The organism is Leptolyngbya sp. FACHB-8 (assembly GCF_014695575.1).
Classification (GTDB): domain Bacteria; phylum Cyanobacteriota; class Cyanobacteriia; order Elainellales; family Elainellaceae; genus Vacuolonema.
Genome location: NZ_JACJOO010000019.1, coordinates 103,296 through 124,440, shown reverse-complemented (window position 1 = coordinate 124,440; position 21,145 = coordinate 103,296). Strand labels below are relative to the sequence as shown.

Sequence of the window (21,145 nt, the reverse complement as noted above, 5' to 3'; positions counted from 1 at the left end):
TGGAGAACGCGGGGGAGTTAGGAAGATTTTTCAGAACCGTGGGTGTCTTGCCAGCTCAGAAGGTGATGGGTCAGGACAGCGAGGGCAGAGTCAGTGAGTTTGCCGAGAATGGCGAACAGAATGATGCTGGCAATAATGATGGCGGGGCGTCCCGTCGTTTGACCATCGACGAGAAGAAAACCAAGACCACGGCTGGCTCCCATAAGTTCGGCAGCAACCACGAACATCCAGCCCAGGCCAAGGCCACCCCGTAAGCCCACCAGGTAGGAGGGCAAGGTGGCTGGCAGGAAGACACGCCAGATCAGTTGCCATTGGCTAAGGCGATAGACGCGCCCCACCTCCACCAATTTCCGGTCTACCTGTTGGATGCCCGTCATTAAGTTGAGGTAGATGGGAAAGAAGACGCCAACGGCAATGAGGGCAATCTTTGAGGGTTCGTAAATGCCGAGCCAGAGGATGAATAGAGGCACCCAGGCGATCGAGGGGATATTCCGCAAAGCCTGGAGAGTGGGGTCGAGGATGCGACGGACCTTGGGGAAATAGCCCGTGAGCGCACCCAGAACGGTAGCAGCAGAACCACCGATTAGAAAGCCCAACAACACCCGATAAAGCGTAATGCCGATGTGCTGCCACAGTTCACCCCGAACAGCGAGATCAACGATGGTGGCCAGAACGACGGTTGGGGCAGGCATCAGGTTGGGGGCGAGAATGCCGACCCGAGCTAGCAGTTCCCATAGGAGGGTGAGAACAACCGGGAGCACGAGGCCAAGGGGCCAGCGGTGAGCGGAAGGGCGGCGATCGCCCTTCAATTGCGATCGCCGTGTTCCCTTAATACGAGGGATGCGAGTATCCAAATCTGGAGTCGGCAGGGAAGACATGGAGGCTGGGTTTGGAAGATGTTACTTGGCGACCTTTTCTGCAAATTGCGGTGCAATCAGAGCATCTACAGTCTGCTGTACGTCAATATTGCTGGGAATCACACCGCCTCGTTTGAGAATATCGCCAGCAGCCAAAATGGTTTGCTTTTGGGTGTCACCAATGACGGAATTAGAGAGGTCAGTCCGTTCTAACTGCCGAGCCGCCACTGTATCACTCAGCTTTGCTTCTCGGACTAAAATCGCCTTTAATTCGTCGGGATTATCGACAGCGAACTGACGGGCTCTCTCGTAAGTCGCTAATACCTTTTCCACATCAGCGGGATACTCTTTAGCAAATTCCTCACGGACGTTGAGGATGCCGTAGGTATTCCAATCCGCATTGCGGAAGAACAGCTTGGAGCCGTTTTCTAATTCGGTTTTTGCCATGTGGGGATCAAGGCCAGCCCAGGCATCCACATCACCCCGTTCTAATGCTGCCCGACCATCAGGATGCTGAAGGGGAACCAGTTCAATATCTTTTTCGGAAAGACCTACACTATCGAGCGATCGCAACAAAAAGATATAGGGATCGGTTCCTTTCGTCGCCGCAACTCGCTTACCTTTCAAATCCTCAATTTTGGTGATACCGGTGTCAGGACGTGTCACCAGAGCTGTCCACTCGGGCTTCGAGTAGACATAAACCGATTGGATAGGGTTGCCATTCGCTTTACCGAGTAGAGCTGCGGCACCAGCGGTAGAGCCAAAATCAATACTACGGCTGTTCAGCAGTTCCAAGGCTTTGTTACTGCCAAGGCTCTGCGTCCATTCAACTTTGATATTGTCTTTGCCCAGTTCTTCCTCTAACCAGCCTTTATCTTTCAGAAGCAGACTAACGGGGTTGTAGTAGGCAAAGTCAACGCGAATGGTATCGGGATGATTCGCAGCATTGCTGGCACTATTGCCAGCATCCTGTGAGCAACCGCCCACAATGGAAAACAGAAAGACGGCTGTGATGGCCAGGAGCCACTTGGGTAGACGGAAGGGGTTAAATCGTCGCAGGTAAGGGATACGTCGCATTGCAGTTATACAAGGGAGAGTTTTAGCTGGCACTGGTTGGAACTCGGTCATTAGCCATAATTTCGCCAATCGGGCTGACATAGCGGCTGGGAGCTGCCTTCGGAAGCCCCGTCAGTGGCAGTTTGGGGAACACCAGTTCAGCAAAGCGATAGGCTTCCTCCAAATGGGGGTAGCCCGAGAAAATAAAGGTGTCGATGCCCAGATCGGCATATTCGCGAATGCGTTCAGCAACCGTATCGGGGTCGCCTACGAGCGCTGTACCTGCGCCACCACGCACCAAGCCCACACCCGCCCAGAGGTTAGGGCTAATTTCTAGCTGGTCGCGGCTACCCCCATGCAGAGCCACCATACGCTGTTGCCCTTCAGAATCCGCGCGGGAGAGGGCAGCCTGAGCCGCAGCAATGGTTTCATCATCGAGATAACGGATCAGGTCGTTGGCGGCATCCCAGGCTTTGGCTGTGGTTTCCCGCACGATCACATGAAGACGAATCCCAAATCGCAAAGTACGACCATACTTAGCAGCAAGCTGACGAACTTCAGCAATTTTTTCTGCAACCTGAGCGGGAGGTTCACCCCACGTGAGGTAAAGGTCTACATGACGAGCCGCGACATCTTTAGCGATCGCCGATGAGCCACCAAAATACAACGGCGGGTAAGGATCTTGCACAGGCGGAAACAGCAACTTTCCACCCTTGACCTTGAGGTGTTTACCCTCAAAATCAACGCTTTCTCCCTGCATCACCTCACGCCAGATCGCGAGAAATTCATCAGTGATTTCATAGCGACCCGTTTTATCCAGATGTAAGCCATCTCCCGCTAACTCGGTCGGGTCACCCCCAGTCACTACGTTCACAAGCAAGCGCCCCTGGGAAATGCGATCGAAGGTAGCGGCCATCCGAGCCGCCATGGTCGGGGAGGAAATACCGGGACGAATCGCCACCAAAAACTTCATCCGCTGAGTTACGGGAATGAGCGATGCAGCCGTGATCCAGGCATCCTCACAGGATTTTCCCGTGGGCAGCAGAGCCCCGGCGTAACCGAGGGAGTCTACAGCCCCCGCCAACTGACGCAGGTATTCGGGAGTGATGGCCCGACCACCCGTCGCGGTACCCAGGTAACGACCATCCCCATGGGTTGGAATAAACCAGAGGATATCCATGCTTGTGCGCTCCTTGAAATCAAAAATAGAACAGAAGGGTGCAACTTCGAGGATTCTGATTCACACAGAATCATGAATGAATTGAACAAGACACTCGCAGTCAGGAGAGAAGGATAAACAGCCAGAATTCAGAACAAACTGTGAATCGCTAAGAAGGCTGCCAAACAATGTCAGACACTTTCAATGCTTTAGGAAGCAAGCCCAGTTCAAAGAAGGTGTCAGCGATCGCCTGCTGCTCTTCAATCACCTCAGGCTTAACGGCCTGAAAGGTGTAATCCCGCCGACGAGTCACCTTATCCAGAATGGGCGGATCAATGCCCAAGATGGGCGAGAGAATCTTCACCACCTCAGCAGGATTCGCACTGGCCCATTCAGAAACTTCTCGGGTTTCCTGAGCGATCGCCTCAATAACATCAGCGTTTTGGTTAGCAAAGGTTTTAGACGCGAGATAAAAATCTCGATTGGCGGCCAATCCTTCGCTTAATATCAGGGTTTTCGCATTCAGTTGCGCTTCGGCCGCGGCATAGAACGGGTCCCAAATTCCCCAGGCATCAATTGCGCCCTGGGAAAATGCTGAGCGGGCATCCGCAGGCGTCAGGTTGACGGGCTCAATGTCTTCCCATTTCAGACCGGCTGACTTGAGAGCCTGCACAGTTAGATAGTGGGCGCTAGAGCCCTTCTGGAAGCCCACCTTCTTCCCTTTCAAGTCGGCTACTGTTTTGAGGGGTGAATCTTTGGGCACCACGATGGCAGAGGAGGAAGCTTTGGGGGAACCGCTGCCAATATAAACGAGAGGCGCATCAGCGGCCTGGGCAAAGACCGGAGGAGTATCCCCGGTCCGGCCGATATCGATGCTGCCAACATTCAAGGCCTCCATCATCGGCGGCCCCGATTGAAACTCAGTCCACTCCACAGTTACGCCTAATGGCTTGAGGCGTTCCTCTAGACCTCCCCGCGCTTTGACCAGCGTGAAGGGATCAAACTTCTGATGACCAATCCGCACAACCCGATCAGATGGCGGTGCAGATGCCTCTGGTGAAGCCGTTGATGTCGAAGGAGTTGGCGCACAGGCAGCCATCCCAAAACTTAATGCAAGGCCAGCAAGAAATAGCGCGATCGCTCGCCCATATCGAGGGCGAAACCACCGCTGCATGATCCCTGGCTTGCGCCAATCAACTAGGACGTGTTTTAGGCCTGCCTGGAAGGGTTGCTTTTTCGTGCGTATGGACGAAAAAACACCCTTTAAAACAGACTCTAGAGTTCGGCTCGTCATTTCATGTAAACCTTCAAAGAATATCAAAGCCAGATTTTGAACAATTTCACCAGCAATTCGAGATGAATACCCAATGATTAGGAAAGGTATGGGGAGCAGTATCCAGCCCTACAGGCGTAACCCACCAGAGCAATTCCGCCAGAGAATTAGAGCATCCCCACACCACACAGGAACATTAGAAAAGGCACAGGATAGGAGACCGAAACGTAGAACCCATGAGATAAACATCCCATCCCATCAGCTACCCTCTTCCCCTGTGCCGTGCACCACTTTAGCCATGATTGGAATAGGTTAGAAATGGCGTATTTTCACCAGAAAAATGATGAGAATACGCCAACTCATAACCCTTATCCATTCCAGATCACACTGGCTATATCAATTTTTTGTGGAATCAGATTCAACTCGAGAAACGTATCCGCGATTTTTTGTTGGCCTTCAATAACGGTGGCATCCATGGGTTTCACGCCATAGCCGCGACGACTCTCGGCCTTATCAAGAGCGGCTTTATCAATCCCTAATTCTTTGTTCAGGAAGGCACTGACTTCAGAGGGGTTAGCCTTGGCCCAATCACTGATGGTATTGAGCTCATCAAGGAGCGATCGCACAATCGCCGGATTATTTTCTGTGAATGACTTCGTCGATAGGAAAAACCCTCGGTTTTCCACCAAACCTTGCCCATCTTGAAGAATGCGCGCATTCACAGCAGTCTCTGCAGCAGCCTGGAAGGGATCCCAAATGACCCAGGCATCGACCGACTTTTGCTCAAACGCAGGACGGGCATCTCCTGGTGGCAAATAGGCAACTTCAATGTCGGTATACTTCAATCCGGCTTCCTCCAGCGCACGCACCAGCAGGTAGTGCACGTTCGACCCTTTGTTCAGGGCGACACGCTTACCTTTTAGCTCGGCAACCGACTGAATCGGTGAGTCACTTTGAACGAGAATCGCTTCAGCCGCTGGGCCTACTGGCTCATAGGCTACATACACTAACGGGGCTCCGGCAGCCTGGGCAAATACAGGAGGGGTCTCCCCGGTGTAGGCAAAATCAATACTGCCAACGTTCAGAGCCTCTAACATTTGTGGGCCAGCAGCGAATTCATTCCACGTGACCGAAATGCCATCCTTACCCAGCTTTGGCTCCAAACTTTGCTTCGTCTTAAGCAAATTCAACGCTGTTGACGACTTTTGATAACCAATTCGTAGAGTCTTAGCCGATGCGGCGGAGTCCTGAGACGAGGTTGCCGCTGGGCTGGCAGTAGGCGCAGAAGACTCTGAGGTTGGGCTACAGCCTGCGGTGGCTGTACTGAGCCCTAAACCCGTTACAAACAGGTAAGCAAAAGTTTGAAGCGATCGCCGCCGTGACAGGCGAGGCACTGAAAATGTCGATAGATGATGATGTTTGCGCTGCACAGAGAACCTCCCAAAAGCTCCCGAACATCGACTCTAGAGAAAAAGAATCGATAACTGGAAAATCTACGGTAACCCGACCGGATTACAATTGTATTCGTAGCGGCAGTATGACACGTGCTTATGTGAATTTCAAGTGCTTTCAAAAACATTTAGACGTAGAATTCACTCCTCTGGGGGTATCAAAAAGGCCTTCGCTCTGCTGTTCAGGGCCTTTCTAGCCATGCTGGGTCACGCCTTTCTGACGACAGAACGAATCGTTATTTGCCCATGTCGAGCTTTGCCACCGGTTAAGGATCACAGATAAAACAACCTGTAATTCTTTTTGTGAGAGGGGCGGCTTTGCCGCCCCTCTCACAAAAAGAATTACAGGTTATTCATATTCAATACACGATCCTAAGTGGTTAGAGGAAGCGGAACTCTTCGTGGTGCTCCCATTCGTTTGCATCACCGTATTCTGCTCTAAGGTGCCCAGAGCGGCTCTAAGCGAGGGAGGTATCAGCCTGTTCAAAGCGGATAAATTCGATGCTGCCGTTTTGAATGCGATCGCGTAATTCGTCCAGCTTCATAGGGCCACAGTTCAAAGGCAGCGCTTGGATGTTAGAAGCCCATAGATCAATGAGCCGGGAGAAATACCACAAACTCACAAGTTTGGCTCACCATTAACATCAATAAAATTGAATCCCTTTAAAATTAGAAATGAATTTGAAAAAAAGTTCCTTTGAGTTACAGTACAACTACTTCATCTGTTAGACCCTTGATTAAAAGACCCTGAACGCTACCAACTCCTCCATTTCTTCCCACGGGATTGCTGCCAACCAGGCATGTGAGCCTCGGCCGCAACCATCCATACTCAAACGGAAGCGAATTTCGCCGTGACTGCTTCTATACCTTACTGACCATGGTTATCGCACCCGACTCTTCTGCGACTTCCACCACCACGACAATCGCCATTGTTGGCAGCGGCTTCAGTGGTTCGTTGGTGGCGGCCCATTTACTGAAAACCGCCACACGGTCACTCACAATCAAGTTAATAGAGAGTAGCCATGACTTTGGTAAAGGGGTAGCTTACAGCACCAACACCCCCAGCCATTTGCTGAATGTATCGGCTGGCAACATGAGTGCCTTTCCCGATGATCCGGGGCATCTACTGCGCTGGCTCAGCTACAACCACAGTGAACTAACCAGCCTGTTGCCCGATGACATTAACGCCAGCACGTTTATCCCCCGCAAAGTTTACGGGTTGTACATCCAATCCATCTTGGAAGAAGCAGAGGCAAGCGCTCCGGGCAATGTGCGGTTGGACTATGTTCACGATGAGGCGATCGCCATCGAGCCCACAGAGCGAGGTGCCCTCATAACTCTACGAAGCTCCTCAATTGCCGTGGATAAGGTGGTGTTGGCCCTGGGTAACGCCCCCACAACACCCCTTTCTGAACAGCCAGAAGCAAGCGGCCCCATTCGTAATGCCTGGTCTGTTGATGCGCTTACAGATTTAGATCCGGATGCTCCTGTGCTTCTCATTGGCACCGGATTGACCATGGTAGATATGGTCGTGTCTCTCTACGAACGTCATCACCGGGGGCAAATTTATGCCATCTCGCGTCGCGGGTTATTTCCCCTGCCCCATCAAGCCACGAAGCCTTATGCAGCATTTCTAACTCCAGACACCGCCCCTAAAACAGCGTTGGGGCTTCTGCGTTGCATTCGGGCCGAGATTCAGGCTGCCAGTGCCCAACATTTAGATTGGCGGGCCGTAACCGATAGCCTCCGTCCGATCACCCAACAACTCTGGCAGGGATTACCGATTCCAGAGCAGCAGCGTTTTCTACGCCATGCTAGGCCCTATTGGGAAGTGCATCGCCATCGCATCGCCCCCAGCATTGGCGATCGCATCGACAAAATGCTGGCCTCCGACCAACTCATCATCGCCGCCGGGCGCATTCAGAATTATCAGGTACTCCCTGATGGCGTAACGGTAACGGTGCGCCTACGCAAGTCCAAAGCCGACAAAGTTTTATACGTCAGCCGTGTCATTAATTGCACCGGAATCGAGACGGATTATGGGCGATCGCCCCAACCTCTGATTGTGAGTTTGCGATCGCAGGGTCTCATTCGCCCCAACCGCATTGGCCTGGGCATGGATACAGCCCCCAATGGTGCCGTTGTGGATGCGCAGGGCCATGCGTCATCACTGCTCTACACCCTGGGGACCCCACGGAAAGGGGATCTGTGGGAAACTGTAGCGGTACCCGAATTGCGCCGACAAGCCCAATCCCTGGCCGAAACGGTGCTGCAATCGCTTCCCGTACGGGTACGGCCTGTCCCTACCATTCCTCTGGCCTCGAAGAAATTAGGGGAACGCTCCATAGATCGCCAGGTCTTGCACCCCACCCTACTGTTCCGCCAACTCTTCGATCCAGAATCTAGCAGCTACACCTATTTGGTTGCTGATAAACTGACCCGTGACGCCGTTCTTGTTGATCCGGTATTAGAACAGGTAGAACGAGATTTGAGCATTTTGGAAGACTTGGGATTAACGCTGCGATACTGCCTGGAAACCCATCTCCATGCCGACCACATCACGGGGGCAGGTAAGCTAAGGCAGCAAACAGGTTGTCGGGTCATGGTGCCCAAGGATGCCACGGTAAAGGCCGCCGATCATTCCCTGGCGGACGGAGAAACTCTGGCCGTAGGGTCGGTGTTGGTGGAGGCGATCGCTACCCCAGGGCACACGTCCCATCACCTCGCCTACCTCATCAATGGAACGCATCTACTTACGGGAGATGCTCTGCTTATTCGTGGTTGTGGTCGAACAGATTTTCAAGGAGGCGACGCCGGCACCCTCTACGATATGGTTACTCAGCGGTTGTTTGCACTGCCAGATGATACATTGGTTTATCCCGGCCATGACTACAAAGGCCATACTGTCTCAACTATTGGTGAAGAAAAACAACTGAACCCCCGATTTGCCCATCGGAGCCGCAACCAGTTCATCATACTCATGGCCCACTTAGGCCTCAGTTATCCTCAAAAGATGAAAGAAGCAGTTCCAGCGAATGAGTATTGCGGAGACTACATTCCGCAAAATGGCACAAATCTGCCGCCAGATGAAACGCAACAAGAGTCAGAATCGATGCTTTCAGCCAATGCAGAGATCTACAATAGTTATTTCGCTATGTATATTTAGAGCCTTCTCCGATTGATTCATCCCATTCGCTGCACTTATCCTTGAGAACGCATTATGCAGAGTATTAAACGGGAGAAAAACGACCCTGAGAAACCCCCGGAACAGCCCGATCGCCCCCAGCCGGTGAATCCAAACCGAACGCGTGATCACCTCGCCAATGAACGCACCTATTTAGCCTGGATGCGAAGTGCGATCGCCCTCACCGGCCTCGGCGTCGTCATTGTACGCCTCCGCATTCTACGTCCGCCGATAGCTCCCCAACCTCCGGGTACTGGCTGGAAACTGGGCCTCGCGTTTAGCGTCGTTGGGCTGCTTGGTATTCTATTCTCCATCCAGCACTACTTCAGCGTACGCAACAGCATTGAATCCGATACCTACACCCCACCTGATCGAGAAGTCATTTTATCTGGGTTAGCCATTCTACTGCTTGCCATTGGGGTCATTTATTACGTCTTCACCGTTCCTCTCGCCTCTTTAGAAACTCTCCTCATTGATTGACCTCAACTTATCGCTTTGCTTGAGAATAAAGTACCTGTTTTTGAAAGGGAAGGCGGACTTCGTCCGCCTTCCCTTTCAAAAACAGGTACTTTATTCTGGGTACATCCCACTTTTGCAGGTGAGGTGGGCGATGGCCGCCTCACCTGCAAAAGTGGGATGTACCCCCTTTATTCCCTTGTGAATCCCTTAGCAAAAATTAGGTTTCTATTTTTTGTGCAAGATCTGGATTTATTTAACCTCAGTTCGGGTGAAGGGCTTTTTCGAGTGCCGCGCTTCGTGCGGCACTCGAAAAAGCCCATTATTGCGTGAGCGACGCGCACGCAATAATGGACGGTTCGGCTTATTCCGAACTGACGTTATTTACATCCCAGGCATATTACCCATCAACAACGATGGATTTAACATTCCAAAAATCATGGCGATGTGAGCCACCAGCAGGAAAAGCCCTACAAATACTGCATGAGCTCCCAGTTTCCATTCCTCGCTCTTCTTCCGCCAGATCGCCCCGATTTCTAACAATGCGATTCCCAGTAATGGAACAACCCCTAGCAAGTAAAAGCTAACTGCGATCACATCAATAATAGTTCGCCATTCACCCGCCATCGTAATAGGAATGACCGCTTTGGAGAACAGGTGCAGGAAAATGACCAGGAAGTAGAAACCAACAAAGATTCCCGCCAGTTTATTCACAGTGCGGACAGGGCTTTTATAATTTCGCGTAAACAGAATGTAGAGTTCGGAGATAGCGACTGTCTCTGCCAGAATAACGGGAATCGCCATGAAAACAATGAGGTTCCAGGGCTGATTAGAAGCGATCAGCTCCATGTAATGGGTCATATCCATGAGATTGGTTCCTTCATCAACAATGGCACCGTTGAGGGAAGCGCAGTTTACTAGCCTCTCGTAATAGATTCGGGGAACCGCTCTACCTCTGAACAGCGCTATCTTGACCTTAACCAAGGATCTTGAGGAACTTGTGAGGATTATTCTGATACCAATTCCATCTGAAGCGGTGCCCCTGAGGCTTTGTACCATGCTTAGGCATAGCACAGAGCATTAGGCACCGCTTCAGATGGAGAAGATATAAATGTCACCAAATCGGAGTAAGCTCAGGATCTCAGTGTAGTTCTCACAGAGTGCTTCAAATTCCCTTGCTTACCTTATGACTCCGCTAGAAATTCTTCTCCTCGCATCCATTTTTCTGGCCGCTAGCATCATCAGTGTCATTGCCGGAAGCACATCTCTGGTGACCGTTCCCATAATGTTTGTTTTTGGAGTTGAGCCTTCGACGGCGATCGCCACCAATATGTTCGCCCTCACCTTCATGAGCATCGGCGGCACACTCCCCTTTATAGGCAAAGGAGTCATCAATACAAAACGCCTTCCTTTATTAATCGGCTTAACCCTCATCAGTTCCATTCTGGGGGCATTATTGGTACTGATTATCCCTTCAACATCGATTCCCCTCGTTGTATCGATATCGATGATTGCGGTGTCAATTTTATCGGTCATCAATCAGAAAGCCGGACTCGTAACCGTTGAAGGGCAAACACCTTGTATTGCCGCCATTGCGGGCTATGTCGTCACATTTCTTCTGGGGATTTATGGCGGCTTCTTCAGTGGAGGCTATGTCACGTTATTGACAGCCGCCTACGTCATGTTATTTCGAATGAGATTTGTAGAGGCGATCGCTACCACCAAACTCATCAACGTTTTCTCCTCTCTGATCGCGACCCTTATCTTCATGCATCAAGGCATGGTTGACTACCCGTTAGGCGTTATTCTGGGAGCATCCATGTTTGTTGGTGGCCTCATTGGAGCCAATCTCACTCTCAAACTGAGTAACGCCTGGATTCAACGGATCTATCTAACCGTTATTGCCATCCTAATATGCGTCACTCTGCGCAATTACCAGAGACAAGCTGCAAGCTAAGGAGATTTCTGAGAAACAATATCCCCATTATTGGGGAAGTTCTTATCTGGAAATCTCCTAAGACAAAGACACCCGGCATTTTTAGAAACACCGGGTGTCTAATAATTAAGTGAAAGAAGAAACAACCCTTGCGTAGTCCGCTAATTTATTAAATTAGATCACCCACGAGTAACCTAAAACTTTAACAACTCAACATTCTACGCAAAGAGTTGGACGCGTTCGCCACTTGAAATCCGAGATGCGATTAGCTCAATGCATTGATCACATAATCAATGTAAGAGTTCAGCTCAACCGCTGCATCTCCAGACAAACCGTGATTGCCTTTGATGTACTTGAGCGCTTCGACATACCAGCTAGGAGACAGTTCAAAAGCGCTGTTGATTTCTGACAGACCCGCTACTAGGTAATCATCGATGGGGCCGGTACCGCCTGCCACCAGAGCGTAGGTGATGATCCGCAGGTAGTAACCGATGTCCCGCACGCACTTCGCGCGGCCCCGCTCATCCGAAGCGTAGTTTGGTCCCTGCAACTGGGTGGTGTAAGGGAACTTCTGGTATACCGCGTTGGCAGCTGCCTCCGCTAGGCTTTGGGCCTTACCGGAAAGCGCCTTTGCCGCTTCCAGCGAAACGGCCGCCTGCCGAAACCGACCAAATGCAACTTGAAACTCCGTGCTGCTCAGGAAGCGACCCTGGGAATCTGCAGAGGTTACAGCTTCGGTCAAAGGGGTCTTAGCCATTGGTCAACGATCTCCTAAAACGAGTTAATGGTGTGTAAATGAGGAATTAAAAGGAATTAGCCAACGGATGAAGATGCGCGATCAAAATAGGTTGCTAACTCAGAAACAATAGAGCTGCAATCGCCGCGCGTGATGTTATTGGTATCATTCACAATGGCAATGGAGGCTTCCTTCAGCTTTTGGATACCCGCTGCAACGGAACCACCCGGAACACCAAGGGCCAGGTAGGTTTCCCGTAAGCCATTGAGGGCGCGATCGTCCAGAACGCTGGCATCACCTGTGAACAGAGCATACGTAACGTAGCGCAGGATAATTTCCAGGTCACGCAGGCAAGCGGCTGCACGGCGGTTGGTGTAAGCATTGCCACCGGGTGCAATCAACTGGGGTTGCTCAGCAAACAGGCTGCGAGCAGCGTTCGCAACAATGGCTGCGGAGTTGCTGGAAATACGGTTTACCGCGTCAATCCGCTTGTTACCATCCCGTACCAGGTTAATCAGCCCGTCTAACTGCTCGTTGCTCAAATATGCGCCACGAACATCGGCTTGAGCAATAACCTTAGTAAACGCATCTTGAACCATGATTGTAATCTCCTAACGTTTTTTTGGTTAGTAATGGTGCATTTAAACCAATACTTTTGCAGGGGAGGGGATCGCCTTTCTGCCATTAAGAAACAAGGGGTTTATTAATCCCATGAATCTTTCCACATCAAATCGCCAGAAGTACTAATCCAACTTCTGAAAATAAGGTTTTAAGGAATGGGAAAAGGCTTAATAACGATTAAACAAAGCAGAGATTAGTGATGTCTAACTTGTTTCTGATCCCCACAAGCTATTTTTACAATGCTGACCCATTTCTTTCTATTAAAAAATGTTTAGAAGGCTTCGCTAATTTAAATTCTGTTTCAATTCAAAAGATTAATACAACTAATGAGCTTCCCTCCCTCCAATTAGTGAACCGGAATGTTTTGGTACACCGTATACAAATCATCAATTTTTCTGGTGAAAAAACTCCAATAGGCTAGATCATGACTCAATAAAATATAAGCTTGCACTAAGATATAGATTGAATTAATAAGAAAAACTATTCGAGTTATCTCATCATTAAAAGGGCGATCGCTCCCCACTTTCAACTTTATGTAACCATTGTGACTGCAAATACAAAAGCTTATAATCACAGCGTTTTAAGCTGTGAGACTTTGGATTTTCAATCCGTCTGAATGTTCTTTAGAGAAACATTTTGGCGATCGCCGTTAATAAAATAAACATTACAATTGTGCCTCTGAAAACATTTGTGATTTGAATAACCAATTTAGTTTAATCACTAACTGTCATAAGGCATTCTTTCCCCAACTTTTAAGTTTCCATGTCAATCTTATAAGTAGAAAACAAGGAAGCTTTATGGAAAAGGCCCAATCCTCTCTGGAGAGATCTCAGACTGATTCGCAAATTCAACCTTCCAGGGAAATACCCGGTGCAAAATCTACACGGAACCGAGCTAAAGATTCTTTTTTCACCGTTCTACAAGCAGATTTTCGAGCTATTTTCCAACGAGATCCTGTGGCTCGAAACTGGCTAGAAGTCCTTCTTTGTTATCCAGGCTTCCATGCCCTCTGTTTTCATCGCATTGCTCATAAATTACATAGAGCTCATATTCCGCTCGTGCCTCGCCTTATTTCTCAGTTAAGCCGATGGCTGACAGGGGTTGAAATCCATCCCGGCGCAACTATTGGGAAAGGCATGGTCATCGACCATGGCATGGGCATTGTTATTGGCGAAACTGCCATCATTGGTGACTACGGCTTGATCTATCAAGGAGCCACTCTGGGTGGTACGGGTAAAGAGAGGGGCAAACGCCATCCAACTTTAGGCAATCATGTTGTTGTAGGAGCGGGTGCAAAAGTTCTTGGGAATATCGATATCGGAAGCCATGTTCGAATTGGTGCTGGCTCAGTGGTGTTGCGCGACACACCCGACTACAGCACAGTCGTAGGGGTACCCGGCCGCATCGTGCGGCATAGCGGCCTGCACACCGAAGATTCCGACTACCCATACAAGCGTGACTTAGAAGCAGAAGTAATCGGGTTACTGTTTGAGCGGGTGAAGCAACTCGAAAAGCAGATTAACCAGCTACAACAATCTACGGCGATGACTGATCAAGTTTTGGATGGGAAGGGGGCGATCGCCAACTCTGATCACCTCATTCAAGACTTTCTGGACGGTGCTGGAATTTAGCCTTTCATGCACCATGAAATTATCTGTATCATTCATCAAAATCGTATATGCTGCAACTCTGATAGGACATTGCATGCAATGTCCTATCAGAGTTGCAGCGATCACCTGTTAGGATAAGCTTTCCAAAAATTGTTTGAGATGCGGCTGATCGAGACTAATCTCCAATTCTTTTGCCTTTTCAATAACGGCTTCACGGCCTAATTGTTGCTGAGTTGCCAGGGCAATCAGCGCTAAAGCTCCGCCCCGTGCTCCTGCTCCGCAATGGAAATAGATGGGAGTTGGTAATTCGTCGACCACTGACAGTACTTTTTCGGTCAGGCTCTCATCCGCTTCGTTTGGATTTAAGGGGATATTGGCATATTGCAAATTGTTAGCTTCAGCCTGTTCTTGCTCGTCGGGTAAACTACCGGTTTCACCCGGCGATCGCAAATTTACCACGGACTTATATCCCTGATTCGCCAGTTGTTTCAAAGCCTCAACACTTGGCTGACTGCCTGAGGAAAACTGATCACTGACCTTCTTGATCTCGCCCATAAATATCCTTCAACCAAGAATGTGCTTTAATTTCAACCGCATATTATCAGGGATAATCTTAACTGTATAGATATTCGTTATCGAAAACCGATACCATTTTTTAATGAGTAAACTTATTAGCTACAACCTCTGTGGGTGAGCATCTTGCTCGCCTAAAATCAGGGCGGGTAAGATGCTTACCTTACAAGATGACTACCTAAATACAGCAAGGGCTTTCGAAGTAGACTCCCTACAACACTTCCTGATGTAACTCTGGAAAGACTTTTGATACCTTACTCAACACATAATCCCCATAGGTGCCATGAAACTCATGCACACTGGTCTTATCCCAACGTTCTTCCTTATCCGCGTTGATCAGGTGCTCGTCCACCTCAATTGCATGGAGTTCAGCATCAAAACTGGGATCAAAGAAAAAGGGGAAAGATAGGCGATCGCGCCCTGACACATTTTTCACTCGATGCGGCGTCGAGCGATAGATTCCTCCTGTCAACCGTTCCAACATATCGCCGATGTTGCAGACAAAGGAATTGGAAATGGGAGGGGCATCAATCCAACCTCGCTTAGATTTGACCTGTAAGCCACCTGAATCATCCTGCTTGAGAATTGTGAGCAACCCATAGTCCGTATGCTCCCCAACGCCCCAAGATTGGCCTTGTGCTGCATCAGGAGGGTAGTTGAAGATGCGGAAAAGGATAAGGGGATCAGTGGTGTAGCGATCGCGAAAATAAGATGCTTCTAAACCCAGGCTCAGAGCAATTCCCCGCATCAATGTATGTCCCAATTCTGTCATCACATCCAGGTATTCTAAAATCGTTTCCCGAAACCCTGGAATGCCTGGAAACAAATTAGCCCCATGCATTGGTAAATCCTGCTGGACAGCCGGATGTGTGGTATCCAATTCTGAGCCAAAGTAAATCCCCTCTTTAAGGTCAGGCTTCCCAGAGGTCAGCTCACCACCTACGGGAAAAAAGCCCCGCCATGCACGCCCTCCAAGAGCCATACGGATTTGCATTTTTGCATCCAAATCTTGAGCAAAAAATTGATGGCTCAAATCCTCTAGGCGCTGTTGCAGTTGTGTATCAATACCATGCCCAACAATATAAAAGAATCCTGTATCACAGCACGCTTGCCGAATTTGTTCAGCCACTTCCCCGGATTCCTGTCCTGAAACCAGAGAAGCTATATCAATGATGGGAATTTGCGAAACTTCTATTGTTGACTTCACTTCCATAAATGCCACCCAGAATAACTCTATACACATACCTGTTTACGGTACAAGACAGTCAAATATAAGCAATCCCTCGAAGACTTTTCTTGAGTCTTCTACGACATAATCAACTAGTTAGAACCCTCGACAAAATGTTGATGAAATAGACACAAAATGAGCGCAAAATGAATAACTATTATGAACTTAGATTTTATCAGACTCAGTGTTCAGTGAAACTTCAAGAATAGCTAGAAAATAACTCAAAAAATATCCACTAAATGTTTTCCGGATCACTTGTATTTAAATTCTGAATCCGTTACCTTTAGCTCTACAAATTCATTCCCACATAAGCCGATTGGCTTATCGACCTTTCGGTAATACACATTTCACTAGCCCGGTTCTAAGCACATCAGCTTGCCTAGCAGCCCTGAAGGCTTTGGATATTCAGCCTTAGGCGAGCTTAGGCTTTTAACTGCTAAACACACTCAAGTTTTGATGTGGCTGTGATTCTGTGTCCTTTGGAGAAACCGCATCCTGGAGGATTTAACCATGGTAGATGTCAAGTTTGCATATTGGGTTCCCAATGTCAGTGGCGGCTTAGTCGTCAGCAAAATTCCACAAAATACAGATTGGACTTACGACTACAATGCCTGGTTGGCACAGACCGCTGAAGAGGTGGGCTTTGAGTATGCTCTCGCCCAAGCACGATTCATCGCCAGCTATGGAGCCGAGTATCAACTGGAAGCACTCACTACCGTTTCCGCTCTAGCTCCTGTCACCCAAAAACTTAAGCTCATTGCCGCCGTTCACCCCGGTCTGTGGCACCCCGGTGTTGTCGCTAAAATTGGCGCTTCCATCGATTTCCTGTCAAAGGGTCGGTTCGCCCTGAATGTGGTGAGTGGCTGGTTTAAGGGCGAATTTACCATTTATGGTGAGCCATGGTTGGAGCATGACGAGCGTTATCGCCGTTCCGAAGAATTTATTCGGGTGCTGAAAGGCTTGTGGACAGAAGATGAGTTCCACTTCAAAGGCGATTTTTATCGCATTAATGGTGGTTGGGTGAAGCCCCGCCCTGTCAACCAGAATCCCCACCCCGAAATCTTCCAGGGAGGTAACTCCAAAGCTGCTCGCCGCATGGCTGCCCGCGTTTCTGATTGGTATTTCATGAATGGCAACACGCTGGAAGGCGCACGGGAGCAGATTGAGGACATCAAAGCTCTATCCCGACTGGAAGGCCGTGCAGTGCCACCAAAGTTTGGATTGAACGCCTTCATCATTGTGCGCGATACCGAGAAAGAAGCCCACGATGTCCTGCGAGAAATTATCGCTCAGGCCGATCGTGAAGCGGTTGAAGGCTTTGGACAAGCCGTAAAGGAAGCAGGCGCATCCACCAGCGACAAAACCGGGATGTGGGCCAACTCTAGCTTTGAAGACTTGGTGCAATACAACGACGGTTTCCGCTCCGGTCTTATCGGTACGAAGGAACAGGTAGCCGAGAAGATCCAGCAGTTTCATGAAGCAGGCGTAGACCTGATCCTGGGTGGCTTCCTGCACTACACCGAGGACCTGCCTGCCTTTGGTCGCGATGTTATTCCGCTGGTGCATCAGCTCGAAAATCGCCGTCAGCCTGCACCTGAGTTGGTAACTGTGTAAGCCCAACTAATCCATCTTTTGCTATCGAATCCTCTACATAAGGACAATTCACCTATGACAACAACTTTGCCTATTGATGTCAGTGCCGAGCCAAAAGCGCATGTAATCCAGAGCGATGAAGAAGCGATCGCCATTGCCAAAGAACTCGCCGCTGAGTTTGCGAAGGAGGATTCGGTGCGCGATCGCGATCGCCGCCTTCCCGTCGAAGAAGTGAAGAAGTTTTCTCAGAGCGGTCTTTGGGGCATCATCGTACCCAAAGAATATGGTGGAGCAGGAGTTTCCAATGCCACCCTGGCCGAGGTGATCAAAATTATCGCTGAAGCTGATTCCAGCCTGGGTCAAATTCCCCAAAACCACCTCTACATGGTGGAAGCTATTCGTCTGGATGGTACTGAGGAACAAAAGCAGTTCTTCTTCGACCTGGTTCTTCAGGGCAAGCGGTTTGGTAATGCCTTTTCAGAAATTGGCACCAAGTCAGTAACCGATGTGCAAACCAAGCTGACCCCATCAGGCGACGGCTATGTATTGAATGGCCGAAAGTATTACTCTGCTGGTGCGCTGCTGGCCCACTGGATTCCCACCATTGCAGCCAATGAGGACGGCAATACCGTCGTTGCCTTCGTCGAGCGAGGTGCTGAAGGATTGACGCTGTTAGACGACTGGACAAGCTTTGGGCAACGCACTACCGCCAGCGGCACTACCATTCTCGAAAATGTAAAGGTGCAGGCAGACCATGTGATTCCCCACTACCTTGCCTTTGAGCGGGCGACGCCAATGGGTGCCGTCGCTCAAATTATTCAGGCTGCAGTTGATGTGGGCATTGCGAAAGCAGCACTGCGCGATACGCTCTATTTCGTCCGCAATCACACTCGCCCCTGGGTCGACAGCAACCAGGAGCATGGCTACGAAGATCACCTCACCCTCTACAACCTGGGTAACATTATTATCCAGGTCCATGCAGCGGAAGCTTTGCTAACCCGTGCTGGATTGGCGATTGATGCTGCCTATGAGTCTGGATTGGAAGAGGCCAAAGTGGTCGAATCCTCCATTGCGGTGGCAGAAGCGAAAGCTCTAGCAACCGAAGCATCCTTGCTGGCAACCAACAAGCTGTTTGAACTGGCTGGTACAAAATCGACTCTACAACAGTTCAACTACGATCGCCATTGGCGGAATGCCCGTGCCCACACCCTACACGACCCTGTGCGTTGGAAATACTATGCCATCGGCAACTACTACCTCAACGGCACCAATCCGCCTCGGCATCCCTGGTTATAGGCATTAGTAGCACAATCCATTCGGTGAGGGTATTTAAGCATGACACTCCCCCAGCATTCATCTACCGTAACGAGTAACGCAACCCAACTAACAGAAAATAGCTCGGTCATCAAAACAGCAACTCCCGTTCCCGAACTCCATCCCCAATGGCATAACGTTAACCTGGCAGAACTGTTGGCACAGCCCACAGCATTTCTCTCCATTAGCCAGAACAACAGCCTTTACAGCCCTCAGGGAGCGCAAGCTCGAGAAAAACAGTGGGAACGCCCCACCCTGGAAAATACCATTAAAGTTGCGACTGCCGCTCGTCGTGCAGGGGCAAAGTTTTTTTGGATTGGTTATGACATATTTCGGCAAAGTTATCCGAAAACCCCACTGGATGAGGCACAATACCGCACTTGGTATGAGCCCTACAAAGATTGGAGCGAGGAGAAAAAGCAGTGGGATGGGGCTCTGGTGGATGAGCTGAAAGCGCTCCAGCAACCTGAAGATGTAGAGTTCTTTGAAACTGCCCATCAGTCCTCTTTTATCGGCACAACCCTTCCGCTTTACCTCAACCGTTGGGGAATTCGTACACTAATCATCACCGGTATTCATTTGGATTGGTGCATTGAAGGTAATGCCCGTTCTGCACGAGATCACGGGCTAAATCCAATTGTGATTGGAGATGCGTCGGCTTGCCAGTTTCAGGAAGATGAACCAGCAGCATTACGGCGGATTAATACTTTCTTCGCTCCAGTCATTTCTGCGGATTATGCAGTGACATTGTTGGATCGGGCGATCGCCATCCGTAACTCTCGCACCAAACAAACTGAATTAAGCCTGACCAGTAACCAGTAGCCTTCCCCCTTTTGGAGAACTGCGGTGTACACCAGCCTCCTCCAGACACCAAAGGCAAACCCACACCCCCTAGCCCCCTCTCCTGGGGGAGGGGGAAACGGAAAAGCAGCTTACTGGTTACCAGAAAAGTTTTTCTGCGTGATCTCCCCCTGCTGAAAAAGGGCGGGAGGGCGGGTTTGAGCGCGATCGCTAGAACCAAATAACTTTTCCCTGGAGAAAGCCATGAGTATTGGAAACACAACCCTTCGGCAAAGCCTTTGGAAAAGCCAACCTTACAAAGGGATTCTATTCATTGGGCTCATTGCTGTTATTAGTTTGTTGTTTGAATTACTTTTAGGTCAAATTTTTCAACTGGATACTACATCTAAATTAATCTACATCACCATCTTTTTTGTATGGTGGTGGCATTTAGGGTTTTCATTAAATGGGTATCCGGGCGATCGCTTCTCCACCACTCGCCTCGGTCGCGGTACCATCAACTTAGTCATATTGCTGGTGTTGTCCTATTTGACTGGCGAAGCCTGGAAATACATTGCAGGTACTCCTATTCTGGCCGATACTCAAGTGGGGCAATGGGGACAAACCGCAATTGTTACCGCTGCTGCCAGTTTGTTCTTCTTTGATAATACGATTGTGACGAGCGATCGCACCCGTCATTGGGATCCCGTTAGTGGTTTTCTCAATATCTTTCTGGCTGTATTTTTTATTGCACCAGCCCTTACATTTCTTCCACAACTGTGGGGATTAGATCCGTTCTACATTCCCTGGTATTGGTATCCTACCTCTACTGTTTTTGGTAGCTTCTTTGAACGCTGGCCTTTGAATAACCTAAGTTTCAAGCAACCTCAGTTAGGCTTTGTTCACACAGGTGCTGTACTTTTGTTGACGTTAATCATGGCATTAGTCCTGAAGAAAATAGGGATTGATCTATTCACCACGACAACTGGCCCTACGTTTGCGGCAATCTGGACAACGGTCGGTTTAGGCTTACTCTGGCAATTTAATTTATGGCCGTTTACGCAACTCGTGCAACCCGCAAAAGGTATCATTACGTCATTGGCTAGTTTGTTTATTAGCATCGCCTTTTACGTGCTGACACTTTCGATATTTGGCGAAGCCAACATTATTGAAGGATTGTACTGGTGGTTCAATATTCTCTGGGTTCAAGTCTTTTTGATGGCTCCAGGGTTATATGACGGTATTGGCCTCTGGCAAGAACGCCGCTCCTAGCATACCTCCATAAAGGTGAATGCCATTTGGCTCTAGCATCAACCTA

General features: G+C 49.5%; 19 protein-coding genes. 8 read left to right on the top strand and 11 right to left on the bottom strand.

Annotation, left to right across the window (positions count from 1 at the left end):
* Positions 1 to 17: 17 nt before the first annotated feature.
* From H6F91_RS04930 to H6F91_RS04905, 6 genes are all read right to left on the bottom strand, one after another.
* The gene (locus H6F91_RS04930; protein ID WP_190775459.1) at positions 18 to 878 is read right to left on the bottom strand and encodes an ABC transporter permease; all 861 of its coding nucleotides are present in this window, start codon (positions 876 to 878) and stop codon (positions 18 to 20) included.
* Between the two features lie 21 nt (positions 879 to 899).
* Positions 900 to 1,934 carry an aliphatic sulfonate ABC transporter substrate-binding protein gene (locus tag H6F91_RS04925; protein ID WP_190775460.1) on the bottom strand — a complete coding sequence of 345 codons (1,035 nt, stop codon included), beginning with the start codon at positions 1,932 to 1,934 and terminating at the stop codon, positions 900 to 902.
* Positions 1,935 to 1,956: 22 nt separating this feature from the next.
* Positions 1,957 to 3,093, bottom strand: coding sequence for an FMNH2-dependent alkanesulfonate monooxygenase (gene ssuD / locus H6F91_RS04920; RefSeq protein ID WP_190775461.1), 1,137 nt, complete (start codon positions 3,091 to 3,093; stop codon positions 1,957 to 1,959).
* 148 nt (positions 3,094 to 3,241) lie between these two features.
* Positions 3,242 to 4,246 (bottom strand): sulfonate ABC transporter substrate-binding protein, encoded by a 1,005-nt coding sequence (locus H6F91_RS04915; RefSeq protein WP_190775462.1) that lies wholly within the window; start codon positions 4,244 to 4,246, stop codon positions 3,242 to 3,244.
* Between the two features lie 467 nt (positions 4,247 to 4,713).
* On the bottom strand, positions 4,714 to 5,775 hold the full coding sequence (locus H6F91_RS04910; protein ID WP_190775463.1) for an aliphatic sulfonate ABC transporter substrate-binding protein: 1,062 nt from the start codon (positions 5,773 to 5,775) through the stop codon (positions 4,714 to 4,716).
* A gap of 479 nt (positions 5,776 to 6,254) precedes the next feature.
* Positions 6,255 to 6,419 (bottom strand): hypothetical protein, encoded by a 165-nt coding sequence (locus H6F91_RS04905; RefSeq protein ID WP_190775464.1) that lies wholly within the window; start codon positions 6,417 to 6,419, stop codon positions 6,255 to 6,257.
* A gap of 254 nt (positions 6,420 to 6,673) precedes the next feature.
* On the opposite strand from H6F91_RS04905, the gene H6F91_RS28530 reads away from it, so the two are divergent.
* Positions 6,674 to 8,962 carry an FAD/NAD(P)-binding protein gene (locus tag H6F91_RS28530; RefSeq protein WP_190775465.1) on the top strand — a complete coding sequence of 763 codons (2,289 nt, stop codon included), beginning with the start codon at positions 6,674 to 6,676 and terminating at the stop codon, positions 8,960 to 8,962.
* 54 nt (positions 8,963 to 9,016) lie between these two features.
* Positions 9,017 to 9,460 (top strand): DUF202 domain-containing protein, encoded by a 444-nt coding sequence (locus H6F91_RS04895; protein WP_190775466.1) that lies wholly within the window; start codon positions 9,017 to 9,019, stop codon positions 9,458 to 9,460.
* A gap of 360 nt (positions 9,461 to 9,820) precedes the next feature.
* Here the strand turns inward: H6F91_RS04895 and H6F91_RS04890 are convergent, their stop codons facing one another.
* Positions 9,821 to 10,303, bottom strand: a complete 483-nt coding sequence (locus tag H6F91_RS04890) for a DUF6803 family protein (protein ID WP_190789242.1) — start codon at positions 10,301 to 10,303, stop codon at positions 9,821 to 9,823.
* A 319-nt stretch (positions 10,304 to 10,622) separates the two neighbouring features.
* On the opposite strand from H6F91_RS04890, the gene H6F91_RS04885 reads away from it, so the two are divergent.
* Positions 10,623 to 11,393, top strand: a complete 771-nt coding sequence (locus H6F91_RS04885) for a sulfite exporter TauE/SafE family protein (RefSeq protein WP_190775468.1) — start codon at positions 10,623 to 10,625, stop codon at positions 11,391 to 11,393.
* Between the two features lie 244 nt (positions 11,394 to 11,637).
* Here H6F91_RS04885 and cpcA read toward each other — a convergent pair whose 3' ends face one another.
* Positions 11,638 to 12,129 (bottom strand): phycocyanin subunit alpha, encoded by a 492-nt coding sequence (gene cpcA / locus H6F91_RS04880; protein ID WP_190775469.1) that lies wholly within the window; start codon positions 12,127 to 12,129, stop codon positions 11,638 to 11,640.
* 56 nt (positions 12,130 to 12,185) lie between these two features.
* Complete coding sequence (locus H6F91_RS04875; protein ID WP_190775470.1) at positions 12,186 to 12,707, bottom strand: phycocyanin subunit beta; 522 nt, start codon at positions 12,705 to 12,707, stop codon at positions 12,186 to 12,188.
* A gap of 819 nt (positions 12,708 to 13,526) precedes the next feature.
* Here H6F91_RS04875 and cysE point away from each other — a divergent pair.
* Positions 13,527 to 14,360, top strand: a complete 834-nt coding sequence (gene cysE / locus H6F91_RS04870) for a serine O-acetyltransferase (protein WP_190775471.1) — start codon at positions 13,527 to 13,529, stop codon at positions 14,358 to 14,360.
* A 108-nt stretch (positions 14,361 to 14,468) separates the two neighbouring features.
* Here cysE and H6F91_RS04865 read toward each other — a convergent pair whose 3' ends face one another.
* Complete coding sequence (locus H6F91_RS04865) at positions 14,469 to 14,894, bottom strand: sulfur transferase domain-containing protein (protein ID WP_190775472.1); 426 nt, start codon at positions 14,892 to 14,894, stop codon at positions 14,469 to 14,471.
* A 229-nt stretch (positions 14,895 to 15,123) separates the two neighbouring features.
* Entirely contained in the window at positions 15,124 to 16,125 is a 1,002-nt protein-coding gene (locus H6F91_RS04860; protein WP_190775473.1) for an isopenicillin N synthase family oxygenase, read from the bottom strand.
* A 525-nt stretch (positions 16,126 to 16,650) separates the two neighbouring features.
* On the opposite strand from H6F91_RS04860, the gene sfnG reads away from it, so the two are divergent.
* The 4 genes from sfnG (at position 16,651) to H6F91_RS04840 (ending at position 21,099) form a co-directional block, all read left to right on the top strand.
* The gene (sfnG, locus tag H6F91_RS04855) at positions 16,651 to 17,754 is read left to right on the top strand and encodes a dimethylsulfone monooxygenase SfnG (RefSeq protein ID WP_190775474.1); all 1,104 of its coding nucleotides are present in this window, start codon (positions 16,651 to 16,653) and stop codon (positions 17,752 to 17,754) included.
* A 54-nt stretch (positions 17,755 to 17,808) separates the two neighbouring features.
* Positions 17,809 to 19,029, top strand: a complete 1,221-nt coding sequence (locus H6F91_RS04850) for an SfnB family sulfur acquisition oxidoreductase (RefSeq protein ID WP_190775475.1) — start codon at positions 17,809 to 17,811, stop codon at positions 19,027 to 19,029.
* A gap of 39 nt (positions 19,030 to 19,068) precedes the next feature.
* Complete coding sequence (locus H6F91_RS04845; RefSeq protein WP_190775476.1) at positions 19,069 to 19,869, top strand: cysteine hydrolase; 801 nt, start codon at positions 19,069 to 19,071, stop codon at positions 19,867 to 19,869.
* Between the two features lie 222 nt (positions 19,870 to 20,091).
* Entirely contained in the window at positions 20,092 to 21,099 is a 1,008-nt protein-coding gene (locus H6F91_RS04840; RefSeq protein WP_190775477.1) for a hypothetical protein, read from the top strand.
* The last annotated feature ends 46 nt before the right edge of the window (positions 21,100 to 21,145 follow it).

Coding starts and splice junctions, on each gene's coding strand:
- H6F91_RS04930 (WP_190775459.1), bottom strand. CDS start 878: ATGTCTTCCCTGCCGACTCCAGATTTGGATACTCGCATCCCTCGTATT.
- H6F91_RS04925 (WP_190775460.1), bottom strand. CDS start 1,934: ATGCGACGTATCCCTTACCTGCGACGATTTAACCCCTTCCGTCTACCC.
- ssuD (WP_190775461.1), bottom strand. CDS start 3,093: ATGGATATCCTCTGGTTTATTCCAACCCATGGGGATGGTCGTTACCTG.
- H6F91_RS04915 (WP_190775462.1), bottom strand. CDS start 4,246: ATGCAGCGGTGGTTTCGCCCTCGATATGGGCGAGCGATCGCGCTATTT.
- H6F91_RS28530 (WP_190775465.1), top strand. CDS start 6,674: ATGGTTATCGCACCCGACTCTTCTGCGACTTCCACCACCACGACAATC.
- H6F91_RS04895 (WP_190775466.1), top strand. CDS start 9,017: ATGCAGAGTATTAAACGGGAGAAAAACGACCCTGAGAAACCCCCGGAA.
- H6F91_RS04890 (WP_190789242.1), bottom strand. CDS start 10,303: ATGGATATGACCCATTACATGGAGCTGATCGCTTCTAATCAGCCCTGG.
- H6F91_RS04885 (WP_190775468.1), top strand. CDS start 10,623: ATGACTCCGCTAGAAATTCTTCTCCTCGCATCCATTTTTCTGGCCGCT.
- cpcA (WP_190775469.1), bottom strand. CDS start 12,129: ATGGCTAAGACCCCTTTGACCGAAGCTGTAACCTCTGCAGATTCCCAG.
- H6F91_RS04875 (WP_190775470.1), bottom strand. CDS start 12,707: ATGGTTCAAGATGCGTTTACTAAGGTTATTGCTCAAGCCGATGTTCGT.
- cysE (WP_190775471.1), top strand. CDS start 13,527: ATGGAAAAGGCCCAATCCTCTCTGGAGAGATCTCAGACTGATTCGCAA.
- H6F91_RS04865 (WP_190775472.1), bottom strand. CDS start 14,894: ATGGGCGAGATCAAGAAGGTCAGTGATCAGTTTTCCTCAGGCAGTCAG.
- H6F91_RS04860 (WP_190775473.1), bottom strand. CDS start 16,125: ATGGAAGTGAAGTCAACAATAGAAGTTTCGCAAATTCCCATCATTGAT.
- sfnG (WP_190775474.1), top strand. CDS start 16,651: ATGGTAGATGTCAAGTTTGCATATTGGGTTCCCAATGTCAGTGGCGGC.
- H6F91_RS04850 (WP_190775475.1), top strand. CDS start 17,809: ATGACAACAACTTTGCCTATTGATGTCAGTGCCGAGCCAAAAGCGCAT.
- H6F91_RS04845 (WP_190775476.1), top strand. CDS start 19,069: ATGACACTCCCCCAGCATTCATCTACCGTAACGAGTAACGCAACCCAA.
- H6F91_RS04840 (WP_190775477.1), top strand. CDS start 20,092: ATGAGTATTGGAAACACAACCCTTCGGCAAAGCCTTTGGAAAAGCCAA.